Genomic DNA, 19,257 nt, shown 5'->3' with positions numbered 1-19,257 from the left:
CAAGCTGTAGCAAACAGACATTGCGCCCGGCAAGGAAATAACCCCCTGCGGGCACAAATAGATAGGCACAGGTTGAGACAATTAAAGGGTGGAACGAAAAAAGGGGTCCGAAGACCCCTTTTTAAGCCGGAAAACCGGTAAATTATTTATCAGCAGCTTTTTTCGGCGCAGCTTTCTTTGCTGGTGCCTTTTTAGCAGCTGGCTTCTTGGCTGCAGCTTTTTTCGGAGCCGCTTTTTCAGCAGCTTCCTTTTTAGGCGCAGCTTTCTTTGCAGCAGGCTTCTTCTCAGCAGCTTCTTTCTTAGGAGCAGCTTTTTTAGCAGCAGGCTTTTTAGCAGCAGCTTTTTTCTTTGGCGCTGCTTTGCTCTTTGTTGGGTTTGCGTCTTCTTCGTCGATGGCGCGAACCGCAGCTTCAAGCTCGTCACGGCTTACAGACTTGTCTGTCAGTTCAGCCATTTCAATCACGAAATCCACAACCTTTTCTTCAAAGATTGGTGCGCGGAGCTGAGCACGAGCTTCTTCGTTCTTCTGGTAGAACTCGAAAACCTGAGCTTCCTGGCCCGGGAAGCGGCGTGCTTCCTCAATAACACGGCGGTTCACTTCTTCCTGTGTTACCTGCACGTTGTTTTTAACGCCCAGTTCGGAAAGAAGCAGACCAAGGCGCACGCGGCGCTCTGCAATAGAACGGAACTCAGCAGCTTCATCAGCATCTGCCGGCTCGTCCTGACCTTCAAAGTCTTCAGCTTTTGCTTCGCCTGTCTGGATCGCATCGCGTTTGATTTGATCCCAGATCTGACGGTACTCAAGGTCAACCATGCCAGCAGGCACGTCGAAATCATACTCTTCAGCAAGCGCATCCAGAAGGCCACGCTTCATGTGGGCGCGTGTCAGCGAGTTGTTGTCATTCGCCAACTGACCTTTTACTGATTCTTTCAGACCTGCGAGGTCTTCAAAACCCAGGTTTTTCGCCAGTTCGTCGTCAACCTTGGCTTCAGAAGGCTTACGCACTTCTTTCACAGTCACTTTGAACTCGGCTTCTTTGCCCTTGAGGTCTTCAGAGTGATACTCAGCAGGGAAAGTCACTTTCACGACTTTCTCGTCACCGGCTTTAACACCGGTGAGCTGCTCTTCAAAGCCCGGGATGAAAGTGCCGGAGCCAAGCTCGAGCTGGTAGTCTTCACCCTTGCCGCCTTCAAACTCAACGCCGTCCACGCTGCCGACAAAGTCGATCAGAATCGCGTCGCCTTCACCAGCTTTTGTGGTTTTGGCGGCCTTTGCGAATGATTTCTGCTGGCCTGCGATACGCTCAATGAACGCGTCAACGTCTTTGTCTTCAACTTCAGCAACCCAACGCTCAAGCGCAGGCGCTTTGAAGCCCTCAACCTCAACCTGTGGCAGAATTTCTACCTTCACGGTGAACTCAAGGTCTTTACCGTCTTCATACTCGGAAGCCATGTCCACCTCAGGGCGCATAGCCGGGCGGATTTCTTTTTCTTCGAAAAGCTTGGCTGACGATTCCTGCAGTGCCTCGTTCAGCACTTGGCCTTTCGCGCGGTCGCCATGCATACGCTTCAGAAGCGACAGAGGCGCCTTGCCAGGGCGGAAGCCCTTGATTTTTGCGTTAGCGCGAAACTCGAGCAGCACATTATCAAGGCGGGCATCAAGCTCAGAGGCCTCGACAACAACTTTATATTCGCGTTTCAGGCCTTCATTCAGCAGTTCTTCGATCTGCATGGGTCTTCCAACTCTCTTTAAATTCTGTTTTTCCGGTCAAACTACCCGGGGGTGGTGCGGGCGAAGGGACTTGAACCCCCACGTCCGAAGACACCAGAACCTAAATCTGGCGCGTCTACCAATTTCGCCACGCCCGCACTCTATACCCCGAGGTTACCCCGCACAAAGACGGTCACCACCGGATTTATTACACGTGGATTGGAGGGGCTTATAACAGGCGCGCCGCTGAGTACAAGTATTTTTGTAATTGCCGCCTGCAAAATCCGCCAGTGGCGATGCCGGCGCGCCACATCTCGCTCTTTTATACCGTGTTGAACGCAAATTCCCGCCTAAGGCAACACCTTGGGCAACATGGCCAGAAGGTCAGACGCAATAAGCCCCTTGCCTGCCCGCATGGCGGCTTCTCCCTGAAGCCAGACACCGGCAGACGCCGCTTCAAACGCGGGCATTCCCTGCGCCAAAAGCCCCGCAATGGCACCGGACAGGATATCACCGGTGCCGCCCACCGAAAGCCACGCTGGCGCGTTGGTGGCAATGGCTGCCCTGCCGTCAGGCGCCGCGACTATGGTTGAGACACCCTTCAGCACTATATAACAGCCGGACGAGGCTGCCGCTTGGCGCGCGGCCGCTATCCTGTCGTGATCGAGCTCGATATCAGGGAACAGCCGTTCAAATTCACCATCATGCGGGGTCAGTATAATATCAGCCCCGTCGTTTGCTGAGTGGAGACCATGCAGTTTGCCCATGAGGCTCGTGAGGGCATCCGCGTCCAACACCAGGTTTTTCCCGCTTCCAGCCACCTCAAGCACAAGGTCCGCTGTTTTTTCGCCAACACCGGCGCCCGGGCCCATTAACACAGTCGCGATACGCGCATCGCTCGCAATACCCATAAAGCCAACAGGGCCCTCAAAACGACGGACCATAACGTCTGTTAGCGCCGTGGCCTGCACGGCGTATGTTTCAGCTGGAGCTGCCAGCGTTATCAGCCCCGCGCCTACACGTAACCCCGCGAGTGCTGCGAGACGAGACGCACCAAGCGTGGGCTCTTTACCGCCCAGAACGAGAAGGTGGCCACGATGGTATTTATGTGTGGCGGGACCGGCGTATGGGAACGCCACACCCCATAAGGACGGTATATTCTCAAATGTATCGACGTGAAGCGCAGAAATGCTGGATTCCGGGATGCCAATATCTGCTATATGGATATGATCCTGCCCGCCACACAGGAAGCGTCCTGGCGCCACAGTTTGACCCACTTTTTTCTTGAAAAACGTGATTGTGGCGTCGGCCTGCACGCATGGCCCTAACGGCTGGCCTGTCCTGGCGCACAACCCGCTCGGGATATCAACGGCGATCGTGATGGCCGGGCTTTTGTTCACCGCAGCAACAACTTCCGCCAGTTCGCCTTCTATCGCGCGGCTCAGTCCGGTGCCGAAAAGCGCGTCAATAATCACGCTCGCTTTTTTGAATTTCGCCGTATTTATAGGGTCTTGACGGCCAGACCAACGACCGGCCATCTCGCGCGCATCACCCTTGAGCGCGTCGGTATGGCAGCTTGTCATCAGGGACACAGGGTAACCCCAACCGCTCAGGTACCGTGCCGCCACATACCCATCACCCCCGTTATTTCCCGGCCCGCACAGGACAATAACGTCACCGCTGGCCTCAGACGGAGACCCGAGATATTCAGCAGTAATGCCCGCCACAGCCTTCCCGGCATATTCCATCAGTGAAAGGCCACTCATGCCATTCTCAATAGACCAAGCGTCTGCGGCACGTGTCTGCTCTGGCGTTAACAATATATGTGCGTTGCCGGAATCCGACACGGAAGCCCCCTCCCCCTGAAGCTCGAAACTCTATTGATAGAATCAAAAAGACTCGAACAAGAATCAGCAGCAGTGTAGCAAATGCCACGCACGCGCAAAGGCTCTTCTTCAAAAACTTGTAATGTAAGGAAATTCTGAGGGATTTGGCTTCAGAGTGGGGCGAGTGACCGGGATCGAACCGGCGACTTCCAGTACCACAAACTGGCGCTCTAACCAACTGAGCTACACCCGCCATCTCTGAACGTGGCGCCTGTTTATGCGCATCGAACTGCTCTCGTCAAGTCGGAAAGTTATAGATTTGGTTTCTGGCTGCATTTTCCTTGCGCACACATGGTCAGTAACCACGCATCTGCACAAAAAATGTGCACTCAAACGCACAAAGAACAGTCAGCCATGCTGTCCAATTTTTGAGAACTCGCCGTTTCCTGCGCCTCCGCCTCGTTGGCACGAACCCTGCTTTATCAGGGGTATAATGATAACAATGGTACCAGAAAATGAAGAAGATCGAAGCAATTATAAAGCCCTTCAAGCTTGATGAGGTGAAGGAAGCCCTTCACGACATCGGCATTTCAGGGATCACAGTAACTGAAGCCAAAGGTTTTGGGCGCCAGAAGGGCCACACCGAGCTGTATCGCGGCGCGGAATATGTGGTTGATTTTGTGCCCAAGGTAAAAGTGGAGGTTGTTGTGGCAGCTGATGAGGCGGAGCGGGCTGTAGAAGCCATTAAAAACGCTGCGCACACCGGCCGCATCGGCGACGGCAAAATTTTTGTCAGCCAGGTTGAAGAAGCAATTCGCATCCGTACCGGTGAAACCGGCAGGGACGCTATCTAAACCGGCCGACGCCCCAGGCGCGTTGGCCAACATAACCTGTGGAAGTTGCGGGCGCCCAGTCTCCCGCGAAGCCATTAAGGTCGTTTTAAAATAGGGAAAACGGAAATGTCTAAATATACTAATTTGAGTGTCGAAGAGTTTCTTGCGCTGGTTAAAGAAACCAATGCCGAATGGATCGACCTCCGCTTCACCGACCCAAAAGGCAAATGGCAACACCTCACCATGGCCTCTGACGTTGTCGACGAAGATATGCTTTCTGAAGGCTTCATGTTTGATGGTTCCTCCATTGCAGGTTGGAAAGCCATTAACGAATCCGATATGATCCTCAAGGCTGACCTCAACTCGGTCACCCTCGACCCGTTCACGGCTGATGTTACACTCATCGTCTTCTGCGACATCCTTGAGCCAGCAACCGGCCAGCCTTATGACCGTGACCCACGCTCCACTGCGAAAAAAGCAGAAGAGTATGTGAAATTCTCCGGTGTTGGTGACACCGTATACTTCGGTCCAGAGCCTGAGTTCTTCGTGTTTGACGACGTGAAGTTTAAAACCGGCTATCGCGGCGCAATGTACGAGATCGACGACGTAGAAGGTCCTTACAATACAGACAAGGCCTTTGAGGGCGGTAACTATGGCCACCGTCCAGCAGTAAAAGGCGGTTATTTCCCTGTTGCGCCTGTCGACAGCTGCGTTGACCTTCGCGGCGAGATGGTAAAAATTGCCAAGGAAATGGGCCTGAAGATGGACAAACACCACCACGAGGTGGCAGCCAGCCAGCACGAGCTTGGCATGATGTTCTCCACGCTTACAGAGACAGCTGATAACGTACAGATTTACAAATATGCTGTACATCAGGTTGCCCATACATACGGCAAAACGGCGACCTTCATGCCAAAACCTGTTGCACAAGACAACGGTTCGGGCATGCACTGCCACCAGTCAATCTGGAGAGACGGCAAGCCACTGTTCGCAGGCTCCGGCTATGCAGACCTTTCCGAAACCGCTCTCTATTACATCGGCGGAATCATCAAACACGCTAAAGCGATCAACGCTTTCACAAACCCAAGCACCAACAGCTACAAGCGCCTTGTGCCTGGTTTTGAAGCACCAGTTCTCCTGGCTTACTCCTCACGCAACCGCTCTGCTTCCTGCCGTATTCCTTATGGCACAAGCCCGAAAGCAAAACGCGTTGAGGTTCGCTTCCCTGATGCAACAGCAAATCCATACCTCGGTTTTGCTGCCATGCTGATGGCTGGCCTTGACGGTATCGAGAACAAGATCCACCCAGGCGACGCGATGGATAAAGATCTCTACGCCCTGCCGGCTGAAGAGCTTCTCGGTGTTCCAACGGTGGCAAGCTCGCTACGTGAAGCACTTGAATCCCTGCATAACGACCGCGAGTTCCTCAAGAAAGGTGACGTGTTCACCGATGACCAGATCAGCGCGTACATTGAGCTGAAGATGGAAGAAGTGAACAGGCTGGACCTCGCACCACACCCTGTTGAGTTCGAGATGTACTACAGCGCCTAAGTGCGACAAATAAACAACAAGAGAGGAAGCGCATGCCGCTTCCTCTTTTTTTTGAGCTAAATATATATAGTTTCCTCGTCGTTTACGATTTAACAACCCGTCAACTATACAGTCGATCTTATAAGTGGTGTTGTAAGCACGACCTATGTTACCGCAAAACCTTCAGGACGGGATTGCACCGTAATGCACATCGAGTACTCAACTGAACAGGCAGCCATCCAACCGCGCCTCGCCAGTGCCAACATTAACCCGGATACTTTCCTCGCGACGGACTATCTCAATCATTTCAATGAGATAGTGATGCTTCTTGAGATGGTTCCGGACATGCCTGAGCTTGCGGAAGATGCTGCCGAATGGGCCCCTAAAAGCTATAATCAACACTTTCTGGATAGTGGCTTTCAAGCAAAAGAGCTCGCCGTGCAGGCTTACAACCTCGCGCCCATGGAAATTCGTTCGGTATTTGAGAAAATCTGCGCAGACCTGGACCAACTTATCCAGTCCACACTTGCGGGGATGGCCGCAGTAAACGTGGCGGAACGTGGCTTCACTCCCAAAGCGCAGGAACTGATCCGCATGCGCGTGGAGGCTATCCAAGCCCTTTTGATGAAACTTAATCAGGTCATTCACGGCAAGCTTGAAGACGCTGTTGAAGTGATTGAAGAGCATCCGGAAGAAAGTGCGCAAACACAGGAAGATATCGACAAGCTGTTCGATTAAGCCTGCCGACACCCACTACAAACTTTAATGAAAACAAAGCCCTTACAACGGGCACCGTATCACCCGAGCCTAGACCGCCGGACGATAGTCCTCGCCTTCCTCAATCACGGCAAGAGAGACCGTTTTCTTGAGATCAGGTCGCCCTTCACGAGCCAAGCTCACCAGCGGGTAGGTGCTTGCACCAATGCTGCTGATCCGCTCAACAACCCAGACAGAAGTCATATGATGACGATCTGAATACCGAGCACCCACTACAACACCTGGCACGATGCTTGTTGTGCCCTCGCCCCGGAAAAGGCGCTTGAGTAATCCAACCGAGCTACCTTTTTGCATTTGTGATCTCCAATGAGTTGCCGAGACATTCAAGGCTACAAACAACCCCTTAACGAAGTTTTAAACCGCCTGTGAATTCTATGTGAATTTTACGAGAACACACACTATATTTTCTTTCGCACAACATAGATACCCCTATATATTGTTACGCTTGACGGCGGGGCGCCCTTGGTTTACCCCCTCAATATAACGCGTTTACCGGGGTGGGTTATGAGCGATCTGTTCGAAGTTACACAAACAAAATCTGACTATTCAGCCAAAGATATTGAGGTCCTTGAAGGACTTGAGCCGGTCAGGCAACGACCAGGCATGTATATTGGCGGTACGGACGAACGCGCAATTCACCATCTTGTTGCCGAAATTCTCGATAACTCAATGGATGAGGCGGTTGCAGGTCACGCGAGTCGGATCATTGTATCCATGCATGACGACGGTTCCGTGTCAGTCTCCGATAACGGCCGTGGTATCCCGATCGACCCTCACCCAAAATACCCTGAGAAATCCGCCCTTGAAGTGATCATGACCACCCTGCACTCTGGCGGCAAGTTTAGTTCAGACGCCTACGCAACCTCTGGCGGGTTGCACGGTGTGGGTATTTCTGTGGTCAACGCGCTCAGTGAATGGATGACCGTTGAAGTAGCGCGAGACAAACAGCTTTGGCGCCAAAGCTATGCTCGCGGCAAGACAACCAGCAACATTGAAGATATGGGTGCGGTGAACAACCGCCGCGGCACGCAGGTTAGCTTCCTGCCGGACCATGAAATTTTTGGCACTAAGCTGAAGCTGAAACCCGCGCGGCTTTACCGCATGGCGCGTTCTAAAGCGTATCTATTCCGTGGTGTTGAAATCCGCTTCCGTTGTGCGCCAAGCCTGATTGCCGAGGACGATGACACCCCGGCAGAAGCAACACTGCACTTCCCCGGTGGGCTCGCAGATTTCCTCGCTGATACGGTGAAGAAACGTACCTGCGTAACCGAGGCACCTTTCAGCGGTTTTGTGAAGTTTCCGGATGATGCCGGCCGTGTTGAATGGGCAATACACTGGCCAGAATTTGGGGACGGCTTTTCAAACAGCTACTGTAACACCATTCCAACACCCCAAGGTGGCACTCATGAGAATGGTATGCGCAGCGCCCTTGTACGCGGCCTGAAAGCTTATGCTGAACTCACGAACAACAAAAAAGCCACCCAGCTTACCGGCGATGACATCCATGGCTCATCTTGCACGATGCTGTCTGTATTTATTCGTGACCCTCAGTTCCAGGGGCAGACCAAGGACAAGCTTTCGACACTTGATGCTTTCAGGCTCACTGAGAATGCCATCCGTGATGCATTTGACCATTGGCTCGCTGATCACCCTGACCGTGCCAACAGCCTGCTCACCTGGGCGCTGGAGCGCCTGGAAGACCGCCTGCGCCGCAAACAGGAACGCGAGATCAAACGTGCAACAGCTGTAGGCAAGCGCAAACTACGTCTGCCTGGCAAGTTGACGGATTGCTCAAGCGCGTCCCCCGAAGGCACTGAAATTTATATCGTGGAGGGCGATTCCGCTGGAGGTTCAGCCAAACAGGCGCGGGACAGAAAAACACAAGCGGTGCTCCCGATCCGCGGCAAAATCCTCAACGTTGCCTCCGCTACACGAGACAAGATCGCAGCCAATCAGGAAATTCGTGACCTGACGCAGGCTCTTGGTTGCGGTACAAGAGACGGGTATGACGGGGCGTCGCTCCGTTACGAGAAAGTCATCATCATGACCGATGCTGACGTCGACGGCGCCCATATTGCCACCCTCCTCATGACCTTTTTCTTCCAGGAGATGCCGCAACTTGTGAAAGACGGCAGGCTTTATCTGGCGCTGCCCCCACTTTACCGCATCGCAAAAGGTGGCAAGGTAATTTACGCGCGGGATGACGCCCATAAAGACGAGTTGATGGCCACCGAGTTCGCAGGCAAAGGCAAGATTGAGATCAGCCGGTTTAAGGGCCTTGGTGAGATGCCACCCGGCCAGCTCAAAGAGACCACCATGGCGCATAAGAACCGCACACTACTGCGCGTCACCCTGCCTTCAGAGTATGGCGACAGAGCCATCGTGAACCAGCTTGTTGACGACCTGATGGGCAAGAAGCCTGAAAAGCGCTTTGAATTTATTCGCGACAACGCCCCTGCGGTCGATGAGCTTGATATTTAGGCGCTTATAAGGGCGGCCAGAGCAGTAGTAAGCATTGCGGGTGCCTCAAGCGGTACCAGATGACCACACTTTGGCACTTCAACATACCTGCAGTTCGGTAGACGCTTAGCCATTTCCTGCTGATGCGCGTGATCCGCCAAGGTGTCCTCCCGCCCGAACATCACCAGCGACGGTACCGCGATGTCACATAGGCTGGCTTCACGGCTGGTCCGTTCCATGATAGCCCGCTGCTGCCTGACCAGCACATCGGCGCCTAAATCCCGCGCCATTTCACGCACTAACGGTGCATGCCTCATCCGGTTATTCTCGCTCAAGGCGCTTTCAACATATCCATCAACAAAGGCTGTAAATTTACCGCGGTCAGCAAGTTTGATCGCTTGCATGCGTTTCTTCCGCGCCTCAGTGCTATCAGCATGCGCATTGGTGCCGATGAGCGCCAGGTGGCTTATGCGGTGCGGCACACGAGTGGCAATTTCAAGGGCAAGATACCCTCCCAATGAATTACCAACGATAGCAAACCGGTCCGGCATATTCTCGATTGCGCGGGCGGCCATATCCGCGAGATTATCATCTGCCTGGGTATCCGCCACTGATACTTCAACGCCTTCCGCGAAGTGATTGATCACGCTTTTATATAGCCGACTGTCACATAAAAGTGCCGGTAGTAAGAGAATTGCATCAGTATTAAAAGCCATGAAGCCGTATCCCGCATTGACATTGCGCCCTGTGCACCTATGCTGCGCCCGAATTTGTAGCTTATAAATTGGCAGGATGCGAATGGGTTTCGACCTTTTAGGACTGAGTGAACCAACAATGAAAGCCGTGAATGAGGCTGGCTATACAGAGCCAACACCCATTCAGGCACAAGCAATTCCGCAGGTTTTGATGGGGCGGGACGTGCTTGGCATCGCCCAGACAGGTACGGGCAAAACGGCTTCCTTTACCCTGCCGCTCATCGATATCCTTTCTGAAGGCCGCGCTCGGGCTCGTATGCCGCGCTGTCTGATCCTCGAGCCAACGCGCGAGCTTGCAGCTCAAGTTTCCGAAAGCTTTGAGAAATATGGCAAAGGGCACAAGCTCACCATGGCGCTTCTCATTGGCGGCGTAAACTTTGCCGATCAGGAAAAGCTGCTGGATCGCGGTGTTGACGTGCTGATCGCAACACCTGGCCGGCTGCTTGACCATTTCGAGCGCGGCAAGCTGCTGCTCACCGGCATCGATATCCTCGTTGTTGATGAAGCCGACCGTATGCTCGACATGGGCTTCATCCCGGATGTTGAAAAGATTTGTGAACGCATCACAAAAAATCACCAGACGCTTTTCTTCTCCGCGACCATGCCGCCACCAATTGAACGCCTTACCAAGCAGTTCCTTGATGACCCCCGCGTGATCGAGGTGGCAAAGCCCTCTTCCGCAGCGCAGACCATCGAGCAAAAAGTTCTGTTTGTTGGCCCCCGCGAAAAACGTGTGGCCCTTCGTAAGCTGCTGAAAGAAGAGCCTATTAAAAACGGCATCATCTTCTGTAACCGTAAGGTTGACGTAAAAGACGTGTATAATTCCCTCGCGCGTCACGGTTTCAACGTGGGCCAACTGCACGGTGATATGGAACAAAGCGAACGGCTTGAAGTTCTGCGCCAGTTCAAGGCAAATGAGCTTCAACTGCTTTGCGCTTCTGATGTTGCTGCCCGTGGTCTGGACATTGCAGACGTTAGCCACGTGTTTAACTTCGACGTACCAAGCCACGCGGAAGACTATGTACACCGGATCGGCCGTACTGGTCGTGCAGGCCGTAAAGGTAAAGCCTTCACCATCGCGACAACTGGCAAAAACGATACGAAGTTTCTTGATGCTATTGAGAAAATGCTCGGCAACAAGCTGCCCCGGCAAGAGAAGGTAGACCTGACGCCGCCAAAGCCGAAGGTTGCAGCTGACGACATGCCGAAAAAGCCATTTGTGGGCATGGGCCCTCATATGCCAGCCTTTCTTGCGCGCCCTGTAGACCTGAGCCGCAGCAAAAGCGACGAACCAATCGCTTAAGATCTACTGATACACCTCGCGCACCTTGTCCCTGCCCCACTGGGCACTAGTTCATCAGGAATGGGACAAATGCGGGAGGAACCACGTGTCAGAATTCAAAACGCTCATCTTGGAAATTGAAGACGGTCTGGCGATCATTCGACTGAACCGACCAGAACGACTTAACGCCCTGAGTGTAGCGTTGAAGCAAGAGCTTCTTGCGGCCATTCGCCAGATTGCCAAACCAGGCAGCGGCGTAAGAGCCCTGATGATCACCGGTGAAGGCCGCGCTTTCTGCTCCGGCGCAGATCTCGCGGAAGGTGGCATGAGCGCTGACCGTGATATGGGCGCAAACCTCATTGAAACCTACCACCCCATCCTCCTTGAGCTCGTGGCCCTTGATATGCCGGTAATCTCTGCGGTAAACGGCGTGGCAGCGGGCGCCGGTATGAGCATCGCCATCTCTGCCGATATCGTGCTCGCCGCACGTTCCGCTTATTTCCTACAGGCTTTTGTCAACATCGGCTTGGTACCAGATGCAGGCAGCACCTACATCTTGCCTCGCCTGATCGGCAGTGCTCGCGCCCGCTCCATGATGATGCTCGGTGAACGTCTCCCTGCCGATAAAGCATTGGAGTGGGGCTTGGTCTATGACGTTGTGGATGACGACAAACTCGTAAGTGAAGCCCTCTCCCTCGGGAAACGTCTGGCAAGTGGCCCAACAATGGCCTTGTCTAGCATACGCAAACTGCTCGCTGACAGTGAGAACAGCAGCTATAGCGAACAACTAACCGCAGAGGCCGCAGCGCAGCGAAAAGCCGGGCGTTCCGAGGACTGTATCGAAGGTGTCATGGCGTTTATCGAAAAACGTGAAGCCCGCTTTAAGGGCCACTGACCGGACATTTTGAGCCAATTCATATCGGGTGTCGCCAAATCGCCACTTTTCATTTCTATTCGGGGGCGTTACATAGAATGAATACTAACGAGAACATAACGGCAACAAAGGCATTCATTTGTGCGGAACCCCCTTGCATTAGTCGGCCAGATATTTCTGTCGGCCCTGGCAGAGATCGGCAAACTGTCCCGTTTTGCGGGAACGGCTATCTACAGCCTTGCCATGCCGCCCATATATTGGCGTCATATCCTCAAACAGATGTGGCTTATCGGCTACAATAGCCTCCCTGTTGTTGGCCTCACGGCACTTTTCACAGGCGCCGCGCTCGCGCAGCAAATTTATGTGGGTGGAAGCCGATTTAACGCCGCTTCTGTGGTGCCCGGTGTTGTGGTTATCGCAATCGTGCGTGAGCTTGGTCCCGTACTTGGCGGCCTTATGGTTGCTGGCCGCGTTTCTAGCGCCATGGCGGCCGAGCTTGGGACCATGCGTGTGACAGAGCAGATCGATGCGTTGGTGACCCTCTCAACCGACCCGTTCAAATACCTCATCGCGCCTCGCCTTGTTGCTGCGGTGATCACCCTGCCCATCCTCGTGATAATTGCGAATATCATCGGTGTGCTCGGTGGCTTTCTGATTGGTACAGAGAGGCTGGACCTCAACGCAGCGACCTATCTGCAAGTGACAGCAGACTTTCTGGAACAGACAGATGTGATCTCATCCCTTGTTAAAGCCGCGGTTTTCGGCTTTTTCATTGCGCTGATGGGCAGCTACCACGGCTACCATAGCCGAGGCGGCGCACAGGGCGTAGGAAAAGCAACCACCAACGCGGTCGTCTCCGCCTTCATCACCATCTTGCTCGCGAACCTTATCATCACTGTGATCGTGTTTGGGGGGCGTGTGGCATGAGTGGCTCTCCTATGATTCAGTTGGAAGACGTTCACAAAGGCTTCGGTGCCAAACAAGTGCTCAAGGGCATTGATCTCACGGTTACCAAAGGCCAGTCCGTTGTTATCATCGGCGGCTCAGGCACCGGGAAATCCGTCATGCTCAAATGTATTCTGGGCCTGTTGGAGCCTGATACAGGCACCATTCACGTGGACGGCAAGAATGTCACGCATCTTAAAGGTCGCGCCCGCAAGGAAGTTTTGACCAAATTTGGCATGCTTTTCCAGGGTGCCGCGTTGTTTGATAGCCTGCCAGTATGGGAAAATGTGGCCTTTGGCCTCATCCAGGGTAAAGGCATGAACAAGCGCGATGCCCGCGAGATCGCGACCGAGAAACTGCGCCGTGTGGGCTTGTCGCCGGATGTGGGGCTATTATCCCCCGCAGAGCTCTCGGGTGGTATGCAGAAGCGTGTTGGCCTTGCCCGCGCTATCGCGAGCGAGCCGGAAATCATCTTTTTTGACGAGCCAACCACGGGCCTAGACCCCATTATGGCTGATGTGATCAACGACCTTATCGTTGAATGTGTGCAAGACCTTGGTGCCACAACACTTTCCATCACTCATGACATGGCCAGCGCCCGCAAGATCGCAGACCGGATAGCCATGCTCTATCACGGGCAGATTATCTGGGAAGGCGCCAAAGATGAAATCGACCATTCAGGCAACGAGCATGTCGATCAGTTCATCAATGGCCGTGCACAAGGCCCGATCGAGATGGAAATACTGAAACTCTGATGGCCAAGAAGCTCACATCATATGTTTGCACCGCCTGTGGCGCGGCCTATGTTCGCTGGCAAGGCAAGTGCGAGGAATGTGGTGGCTGGAATACGCTATCAGAGGAGAAAGCAGCTGTTTCCGGCGTGCCCAAAGGCCTATCTGGCAAAAAAGGCAGCCGCGTTTCCTTCGTATCGCTCGATACACCGCTCGATGAAGCTCCTCGCCTCCTGACCGGCATTGCGGAGTTTGACCGCGCGCTTGGCGGCGGTCTGGTACCCGGGAGCGCAATCCTGATTGGCGGTGACCCGGGTATCGGCAAATCTACCATCCTTTTGCAGGCCATGGGCAAAATGGCCCTCAAGGGCGAAGACTGTGTCTATATCTCTGGCGAGGAAGCAACCGCACAGATTCAGATGCGTGCAAATCGCCTAGGCCTCAAGGGCGCGCCGCTTAAGCTCGGCTGCGAAACCAGCCTTCGCGATATTCTGACCACGTTGGACGAAGGCAAGCCGCCCCGCGTTGTGGTTATTGATAGTATCCAGACGCTATTTGCAGACCATGTTGAATCTGCGCCAGGCACCGTCAGTCAGGTTCGCGTGTGCGCGCACGAACTCATCAGCTTCGCAAAACGCAAAGGCACCATCGTGCTGTTGGTCGGTCACGTTACCAAGGACGGCCAAATTGCCGGACCGCGTGTTTTGGAGCATATGGTTGATACGGTGCTTTATTTTGAAGGCGACCGCGGCCACCAGTTCCGCATTCTGCGCGCCGTGAAAAATCGCTTTGGCGGCACCGACGAGATTGGTGTGTTTGAGATGACTGGCGCCGGGCTCAATGAGGTCACAAACCCTTCTGCGCTTTTCCTCGCGGATCACAATGCCCGAGAACCCGGTTCTGCAGTCTTTGCAGGCATTGAAGGTTCCCGCCCCGTCCTTGTAGAAATTCAGGCCCTTGTGGCACGCTCAAGCGCCGCCAACCCTCGCCGTGCGGTCGTTGGCTGGGATGGCGGCCGCCTTGCCATGGTACTTGCCGTATTAGATGCGCGCGCAGGGCTGGGCCTGGCCGGGTGCGATGTCTATCTCAATGTAGCAGGCGGCCTCAAGATCACCGAACCCGCTGCAGACCTTGCGGTTGCAGCTGCGCTGATCTCGAGCCTTTCCCAAACACCTGTGCCTGATGAAACCGTCGTGTTTGGTGAAATCAGCCTCTCAGGCGACGTGCGTAACGTCTCGCAGACAGAGGCGCGACTGAAAGAATCTGCAAAACTTGGCTTTACTGGTGCCCTCACACCAAAAGTGAAGAAAAACCCGGTCAAAACAATCAAACAACAAACCATCGCCCGTGTCGGAGACCTGGTTGCACAGTTTTTCCCCCATGGGTTACCCTAAGCCACTATAGTATTTGATATGTGATTTGCCTTATAATTGGCGAATTGACGCCCCATATCTGAAGTTGAAAAGCCTAAGGAGTGACGTGAGTGAACTTGTCGAGCAATACGCTAACAGCCTTTGATGCTGCGGTGCTGATCATCATTGGCCTGTCGACACTGTTCGCATTTGGCCGAGGCTTCGCCACAGTGGCCCTGTCTTTTGGCGCCTGGGCAGGCGCTTTGCTTGCAACTGTGTTCGGGTTTGAACTTGCCAAGTCCTACGGCCGCGACATTATCAGCCCACCAGAGCTTGCTGACCTCATCACCCTCGCTGTTATCTTCTTCGTCACCCTTTTTGTGCTCAAACAGGTTGCCGAGTTTATTGGCGGCATGGTGAAAGACAGCCCCGTCGGTCTGCTGGACCGTTCACTTGGGGCATTGTTTGGCCTATTGCGCGGCGTTGTTATTGTTTCCGTCATTTATCTCGGTTTCGACAAACTCTTCCCGTCTTCTAGCCAGCCTGACTGGATCAAGGAGGCGCGTCTGAAGCCGCTTGTTGCCTGGTCAGCCGGTATGATCGAAGGTTTTGCGGGTGAGGCCATGGGCAAAGACCCCACCGGGGTTGGCAGCGACTATCTACAAAAAGCAGCCGATTCTGTGCCAAGCCAGTTCATCAATGAAAAGCTTGAAGAACAGGCCGCCAAATATATTGAGGAACAACGCGACCAGCTTGACGACCTCGTTGGCGAGCTCGCGAAAGAGAAAAAGAAGAATGACGGAAACTGACACCACTTAGCTGTGTCTTTTTACCGCAATATTTCTGTAATTCTGAATTATCCCTAGGCAGCGAGGCCATCAGGCGATATACGGGGCGGGCAACATCACCTTTGCGCCCCGTTTATGCAGGAATGACGAATGACAACAGAGCATCCGGATTTCACCACCAATCCATTTGATGACGACAAATTACGCGAAGAATGCGGCGTTTTTGGCATCTTCGGCACCCCAGATGCCACGGCACACTGTACGCTCGGGCTACACGCCCTGCAGCACCGCGGCCAAGAAGCCGCCGGCATTACAGCTTTTGATGGCGAAAACTTCTCTACCAAACGCGTTCTTGGCCATGTTGCCGATAACTTTACCAGCAAAGAAGTGATCGAGAGCCTGCCTGGCCACGCAGCCATCGGCCACACACGCTACTCAACAACAGGTGACACGGTCCTCCGGAACTGCCAGCCTTTGTTCGCAGAGTTTTCATCCGGCGGTTTTGCCGTTGCCCACAACGGTAACCTCACCAACGCAGCGCACCTCCGAAAATCGCTGGTGCAGCGCGGCTCTATCTTCCAAAGCACGTCAGATTCAGAGGTGATTATTCACCTTATCGCCATGAGCCGCTACCGCACACTGATGGACCGCTTTATTGATGCGCTCCGTCAGATTGAAGGTGCCTATTCGCTTGTGTCACTCACCAAAGAAGGCCTTGTTGGTGTGCGAGACCCGATGGGTGTTCGCCCGCTCGTGCTTGGCAAACTCGATGACGCCTATATCATGTGCTCGGAAACCTGTGCACTTGATATCATTGGCGCGGATTATGTGCGTGATATTGAACCCGGCGAGCTTGTGGTTATCACAGAAGAAGGCATCACGAGCCACAAACCTTTTCCTGAGGAAAAGCCGCGCCCTTGCATCTTTGAGCATGTCTATTTCGCGCGCCCGGATAGCTATATGGACAGCATGAACGTCTATGAAGTTCGCAAGCGCATTGGTGCGGAACTGGCCCGCGAAAACGGGATTGATGCTGACCTCGTGATCCCCGTGCCGGATAGTGGCACACCTGCTGCGATCGGTTACGCGCAGGAAAGTGGCATCCCATTTGAGCTCGGCATCATTCGTAACCACTATGTGGGCCGTACGTTCATTGAGCCAAGCGACCAAATTCGCCACTTTGGAGTGAAGCTGAAGCACAACGCCAACCGGTGGCACATTCAGGGTAAGCGTATCATCCTGGTTGACGACAGTATCGTACGCGGCACTACGTCCATGAAGATCGTGAATATGATGCGGGAGGCCGGGGCCACTGAGGTGCATATGCGCATTGCATCACCACCAACGGCACATAGCTGCTTTTATGGTGTTGATACACCGGAGCGGAAGAAGCTTCTCGCGGCCCGCATGGACATTGACGCCATGCGCGAGCATATCGGCGCAGATTCTCTGGCGTTTCTCTCAATTGACGGCCTGTATCACGCGGTAAACCAGCCCAATGGGCGGGACAATAAATGCCCGGCCTACTGCGACGCCTGCTTTACCGGTGACTATCCGACCGTGTTGACTGACCAGTCTGAAGCTGAAAAAGACGACAACCAACTCGACCTCATCGCGTCTACAGGGGCTTAATCTATGAGTAAAATTCTTGAAGGGCGCCGGGCGCTAATCACCGGTGCATCCCGCGGTATTGGAAAAGCAGTTGCGCTCGCACTCGCCGACGCCGGTGCTGATATTATCGCCATTGCCCGCGCGCGCAGCCAAGGCGCCCTTGAAGAACTGGATGATGCTATCAAAGCCAAAGGCCGGAGCTGTACGCTTGTGCCGATGGACCTTAGGGATGGCGACGCAATCGACCGGCTTGGCGGTGCTATTTTTGAGCGTTGGGGGAAATTGGATATCCTGATTGGCAGCGCGGCTGTTCTCGGCCCCATCTCTCCACTCGGACACGTCACCGTAAAAGACTGGGCCGAGCTGATGGACATCAACGTGACAGCCAATTGGCGGCTGATCAGGTCCATGGATCCACTTCTCAAGCAGTCCGATGCCGGGCGCGCCATTTTCGTAACTTCAGGCGCTGCGGGTAAACACAAACCTCACTGGGGCGGCTATGCAGTTACCAAAGCAGCACTTGAAGAACTCGCCTTAACCTATTCTGCTGAAAATAGAATATCAAACATTAGGGTCAACATGATTGACCCTGGCCCGATTGCCACGCACATGCGTGCCCGTGCGGTGCCCGGCGAAGATGCCAGCAAGCTTCCCCTGCCAGCAGACATTGCGCCCCTGTTTGTTGAGCTCGCTTCTCCAGCGTGCGAGAAATCCGGCGAACGCATCAGTTTCTATGACTGGGCAGGCATTAAACGCACCTGAGCATCGCGCCGCTTTGCTCGGGTTAATCTCTCTGGAAATCTTTTAGAAGACGCGCAACGGCGGATGATACCGTCATTTCTCCTGCGCGAACGGCGTTGGTCAATCCGCTCAAACTCGTTTTTACCGCAGGGTTACTGTAGAAATCAGACAACAGTCTGTCCCTGATTTGAGCATCAAGCCACGTAAGGCGTTGCTCACGCCGCCGCGCTTCACGTTCCCCGCTCTCGCTCATGATGCGCCTGTGCTTCTCAATGCGCCCCCAAAGCTCCGGCACGCCCTCGCCCTTAAGGCCCGAACATGTAACAACAGGCGGATGCCAGCTAGGGCTCGCGTCAGTCAAGATGTGAAGCGCTGACTTATATTCGCGCACAGCCTGCTTGAGTTTTTCTGCGAAGATATCAGCTTTGTTGATCGCCACCATGTCGGCAAGCTCAAGGATACCCTTCTTGATGCCTTGAAGCTCGTCCCCAGCGCCCGGGAGCATCAGAACCAGGAAGAAATCAACCATATCGGCCACCATGGTCTCAGACTGGCCCGTGCCCACAGTCTCCACGAGCACAGTGTCAAAACCCGCGGCCTCAAGCACGACTATCGTTTCCCTTGTGGCCCTCGCCACACCACCAAGAACACCTGAGCTTGGGCTTGGCCGAATAAACGCTTTCTCAGAGGCTGAAAGCTGCTCCATCCGGGTTTTATCACCCAGAATAGACCCGCCCGTGCGGCCGCTTGATGGATCGACAGCCAGAACGGCAACTTGGTGGCCCTCTGCAACCAACCACATACCAAGATTTTCAATGAATGTGGATTTGCCCACGCCCGGCACACCGGAAATACCGACACGCTGAGCTTCGCCCGAATAAGGCAGCAGCTTGTGCAGCAGCGACTGTGCTTTTTCCTGATGCGCAGGGTTACGGCTTTCGATCAAGGTGATCGCACGGCCAATAAACGCGCGATCACAAATGCGCACGCCCTCAAATAACTCATCTACAGTTGGCTGCCTGACCGTCCCTGACACAAAGC

Annotated in this window: 17 protein-coding genes and 2 tRNA genes; 12 read left to right on the top strand and 7 right to left on the bottom strand. The window is 54.0% G+C overall.

Annotated elements, in window-relative coordinates:
• Positions 1 to 142 precede the first annotated feature (142 nt).
• From tig to ACOOGA_RS18620, 4 genes are all read right to left on the bottom strand, one after another.
• Positions 143 to 1,732 carry a trigger factor gene (tig, locus tag ACOOGA_RS18635; RefSeq protein WP_417461765.1) on the bottom strand — a complete coding sequence of 530 codons (1,590 nt, stop codon included), beginning with the start codon at positions 1,730 to 1,732 and terminating at the stop codon, positions 143 to 145.
• A gap of 52 nt (positions 1,733 to 1,784) precedes the next feature.
• A tRNA-Leu gene (locus ACOOGA_RS18630) sits at positions 1,785 to 1,869 on the bottom strand.
• 192 nt (positions 1,870 to 2,061) lie between these two features.
• Positions 2,062 to 3,558, bottom strand: a complete 1,497-nt coding sequence (locus ACOOGA_RS18625) for an NAD(P)H-hydrate dehydratase (RefSeq protein ID WP_417461766.1) — start codon at positions 3,556 to 3,558, stop codon at positions 2,062 to 2,064.
• 155 nt (positions 3,559 to 3,713) lie between these two features.
• A tRNA-His gene (locus ACOOGA_RS18620) sits at positions 3,714 to 3,790 on the bottom strand.
• A 262-nt stretch (positions 3,791 to 4,052) separates the two neighbouring features.
• Here ACOOGA_RS18620 and ACOOGA_RS18615 point away from each other — a divergent pair.
• The 3 genes from ACOOGA_RS18615 to ACOOGA_RS18605 all read left to right on the top strand — a co-directional run bounded on the left by ACOOGA_RS18615 (position 4,053) and on the right by ACOOGA_RS18605 (position 6,638).
• Positions 4,053 to 4,391, top strand: a complete 339-nt coding sequence (locus ACOOGA_RS18615) for a P-II family nitrogen regulator (protein WP_417457196.1) — start codon at positions 4,053 to 4,055, stop codon at positions 4,389 to 4,391.
• A 105-nt stretch (positions 4,392 to 4,496) separates the two neighbouring features.
• Positions 4,497 to 5,921: a type I glutamate--ammonia ligase gene (glnA, locus tag ACOOGA_RS18610; RefSeq protein WP_417461767.1), complete on the top strand. Its 1,425-nt coding sequence runs from the start codon at positions 4,497 to 4,499 to the stop codon at positions 5,919 to 5,921.
• Positions 5,922 to 6,104: 183 nt separating this feature from the next.
• Complete coding sequence (locus ACOOGA_RS18605) at positions 6,105 to 6,638, top strand: hypothetical protein (protein WP_417461768.1); 534 nt, start codon at positions 6,105 to 6,107, stop codon at positions 6,636 to 6,638.
• Between the two features lie 69 nt (positions 6,639 to 6,707).
• Here the strand turns inward: ACOOGA_RS18605 and ACOOGA_RS18600 are convergent, their stop codons facing one another.
• Entirely contained in the window at positions 6,708 to 6,971 is a 264-nt protein-coding gene (locus tag ACOOGA_RS18600; RefSeq protein ID WP_417461769.1) for a hypothetical protein, read from the bottom strand.
• 210 nt (positions 6,972 to 7,181) lie between these two features.
• Here ACOOGA_RS18600 and parE point away from each other — a divergent pair, with 210 nt between their 5' ends.
• On the top strand, positions 7,182 to 9,158 hold the full coding sequence (gene parE, locus ACOOGA_RS18595; RefSeq protein ID WP_417461770.1) for a DNA topoisomerase IV subunit B: 1,977 nt from the start codon (positions 7,182 to 7,184) through the stop codon (positions 9,156 to 9,158).
• On the opposite strand, the gene ACOOGA_RS18590 is transcribed toward parE, so the two are convergent.
• Entirely contained in the window at positions 9,155 to 9,853 is a 699-nt protein-coding gene (locus ACOOGA_RS18590) for an alpha/beta fold hydrolase (RefSeq protein ID WP_417461771.1), read from the bottom strand. The genes parE and ACOOGA_RS18590 overlap by 4 nt on opposite strands.
• Positions 9,854 to 9,935: 82 nt before the next feature.
• Between ACOOGA_RS18590 and ACOOGA_RS18585 the strand changes: the two genes are divergently transcribed.
• The 8 genes from ACOOGA_RS18585 to ACOOGA_RS18550 all read left to right on the top strand — a co-directional run bounded on the left by ACOOGA_RS18585 (position 9,936) and on the right by ACOOGA_RS18550 (position 18,237).
• Entirely contained in the window at positions 9,936 to 11,195 is a 1,260-nt protein-coding gene (locus tag ACOOGA_RS18585) for a DEAD/DEAH box helicase (protein ID WP_417461772.1), read from the top strand.
• Between the two features lie 85 nt (positions 11,196 to 11,280).
• Positions 11,281 to 12,069, top strand: coding sequence for an enoyl-CoA hydratase-related protein (locus ACOOGA_RS18580; RefSeq protein WP_417461773.1), 789 nt, complete (start codon positions 11,281 to 11,283; stop codon positions 12,067 to 12,069).
• A 120-nt stretch (positions 12,070 to 12,189) separates the two neighbouring features.
• A complete protein-coding gene (locus ACOOGA_RS18575) occupies positions 12,190 to 12,975 on the top strand; it encodes an MlaE family ABC transporter permease (protein WP_417461774.1) in 786 nt (261 codons plus the stop codon).
• Positions 12,972 to 13,748: an ABC transporter ATP-binding protein gene (locus ACOOGA_RS18570; protein WP_417461775.1), complete on the top strand. Its 777-nt coding sequence runs from the start codon at positions 12,972 to 12,974 to the stop codon at positions 13,746 to 13,748. Before ACOOGA_RS18575 ends, ACOOGA_RS18570 begins: the two co-directional genes overlap by 4 nt.
• Complete coding sequence (radA, locus tag ACOOGA_RS18565; RefSeq protein WP_417461776.1) at positions 13,748 to 15,118, top strand: DNA repair protein RadA; 1,371 nt, start codon at positions 13,748 to 13,750, stop codon at positions 15,116 to 15,118. Before ACOOGA_RS18570 ends, radA begins: the two co-directional genes overlap by 1 nt.
• Positions 15,119 to 15,207: 89 nt before the next feature.
• Positions 15,208 to 15,885, top strand: coding sequence for a CvpA family protein (locus tag ACOOGA_RS18560; protein ID WP_417461777.1), 678 nt, complete (start codon positions 15,208 to 15,210; stop codon positions 15,883 to 15,885).
• Between the two features lie 129 nt (positions 15,886 to 16,014).
• The gene (gene purF, locus ACOOGA_RS18555; RefSeq protein ID WP_417461778.1) at positions 16,015 to 17,496 is read left to right on the top strand and encodes an amidophosphoribosyltransferase; all 1,482 of its coding nucleotides are present in this window, start codon (positions 16,015 to 16,017) and stop codon (positions 17,494 to 17,496) included.
• 3 nt (positions 17,497 to 17,499) lie between these two features.
• Positions 17,500 to 18,237 (top strand): SDR family NAD(P)-dependent oxidoreductase, encoded by a 738-nt coding sequence (locus tag ACOOGA_RS18550; protein ID WP_417461779.1) that lies wholly within the window; start codon positions 17,500 to 17,502, stop codon positions 18,235 to 18,237.
• 22 nt (positions 18,238 to 18,259) lie between these two features.
• Here ACOOGA_RS18550 and meaB read toward each other — a convergent pair whose 3' ends face one another.
• The gene (gene meaB / locus ACOOGA_RS18545) at positions 18,260 to 19,252 is read right to left on the bottom strand and encodes a methylmalonyl Co-A mutase-associated GTPase MeaB (RefSeq protein WP_417461780.1); all 993 of its coding nucleotides are present in this window, start codon (positions 19,250 to 19,252) and stop codon (positions 18,260 to 18,262) included.
• Positions 19,253 to 19,257 lie beyond the last annotated feature (5 nt).

Source organism: Kordiimonas sp. (assembly GCF_965216265.1).
Taxonomy (GTDB): Bacteria; Pseudomonadota; Alphaproteobacteria; order Sphingomonadales; family Kordiimonadaceae; genus Kordiimonas.
This window is presented reverse-complemented; position numbering and strand designations above follow the sequence as displayed.

Excerpts from the sequence above, each read along its gene's own strand:
- tig (WP_417461765.1), bottom strand. The coding sequence starts at position 1,732 with ATGCAGATCGAAGAACTGCTGAATGAAGGCCTGAAACGCGAATATAAA.
- ACOOGA_RS18615 (WP_417457196.1), top strand. The coding sequence starts at position 4,053 with ATGAAGAAGATCGAAGCAATTATAAAGCCCTTCAAGCTTGATGAGGTG.
- glnA (WP_417461767.1), top strand. The coding sequence starts at position 4,497 with ATGTCTAAATATACTAATTTGAGTGTCGAAGAGTTTCTTGCGCTGGTT.
- ACOOGA_RS18605 (WP_417461768.1), top strand. The coding sequence starts at position 6,105 with ATGCACATCGAGTACTCAACTGAACAGGCAGCCATCCAACCGCGCCTC.
- ACOOGA_RS18600 (WP_417461769.1), bottom strand. The coding sequence starts at position 6,971 with ATGCAAAAAGGTAGCTCGGTTGGATTACTCAAGCGCCTTTTCCGGGGC.
- parE (WP_417461770.1), top strand. The coding sequence starts at position 7,182 with ATGAGCGATCTGTTCGAAGTTACACAAACAAAATCTGACTATTCAGCC.
- ACOOGA_RS18590 (WP_417461771.1), bottom strand. The coding sequence starts at position 9,853 with ATGGCTTTTAATACTGATGCAATTCTCTTACTACCGGCACTTTTATGT.
- ACOOGA_RS18585 (WP_417461772.1), top strand. The coding sequence starts at position 9,936 with ATGGGTTTCGACCTTTTAGGACTGAGTGAACCAACAATGAAAGCCGTG.
- ACOOGA_RS18570 (WP_417461775.1), top strand. The coding sequence starts at position 12,972 with ATGAGTGGCTCTCCTATGATTCAGTTGGAAGACGTTCACAAAGGCTTC.
- radA (WP_417461776.1), top strand. The coding sequence starts at position 13,748 with ATGGCCAAGAAGCTCACATCATATGTTTGCACCGCCTGTGGCGCGGCC.
- purF (WP_417461778.1), top strand. The coding sequence starts at position 16,015 with ATGACAACAGAGCATCCGGATTTCACCACCAATCCATTTGATGACGAC.
- ACOOGA_RS18550 (WP_417461779.1), top strand. The coding sequence starts at position 17,500 with ATGAGTAAAATTCTTGAAGGGCGCCGGGCGCTAATCACCGGTGCATCC.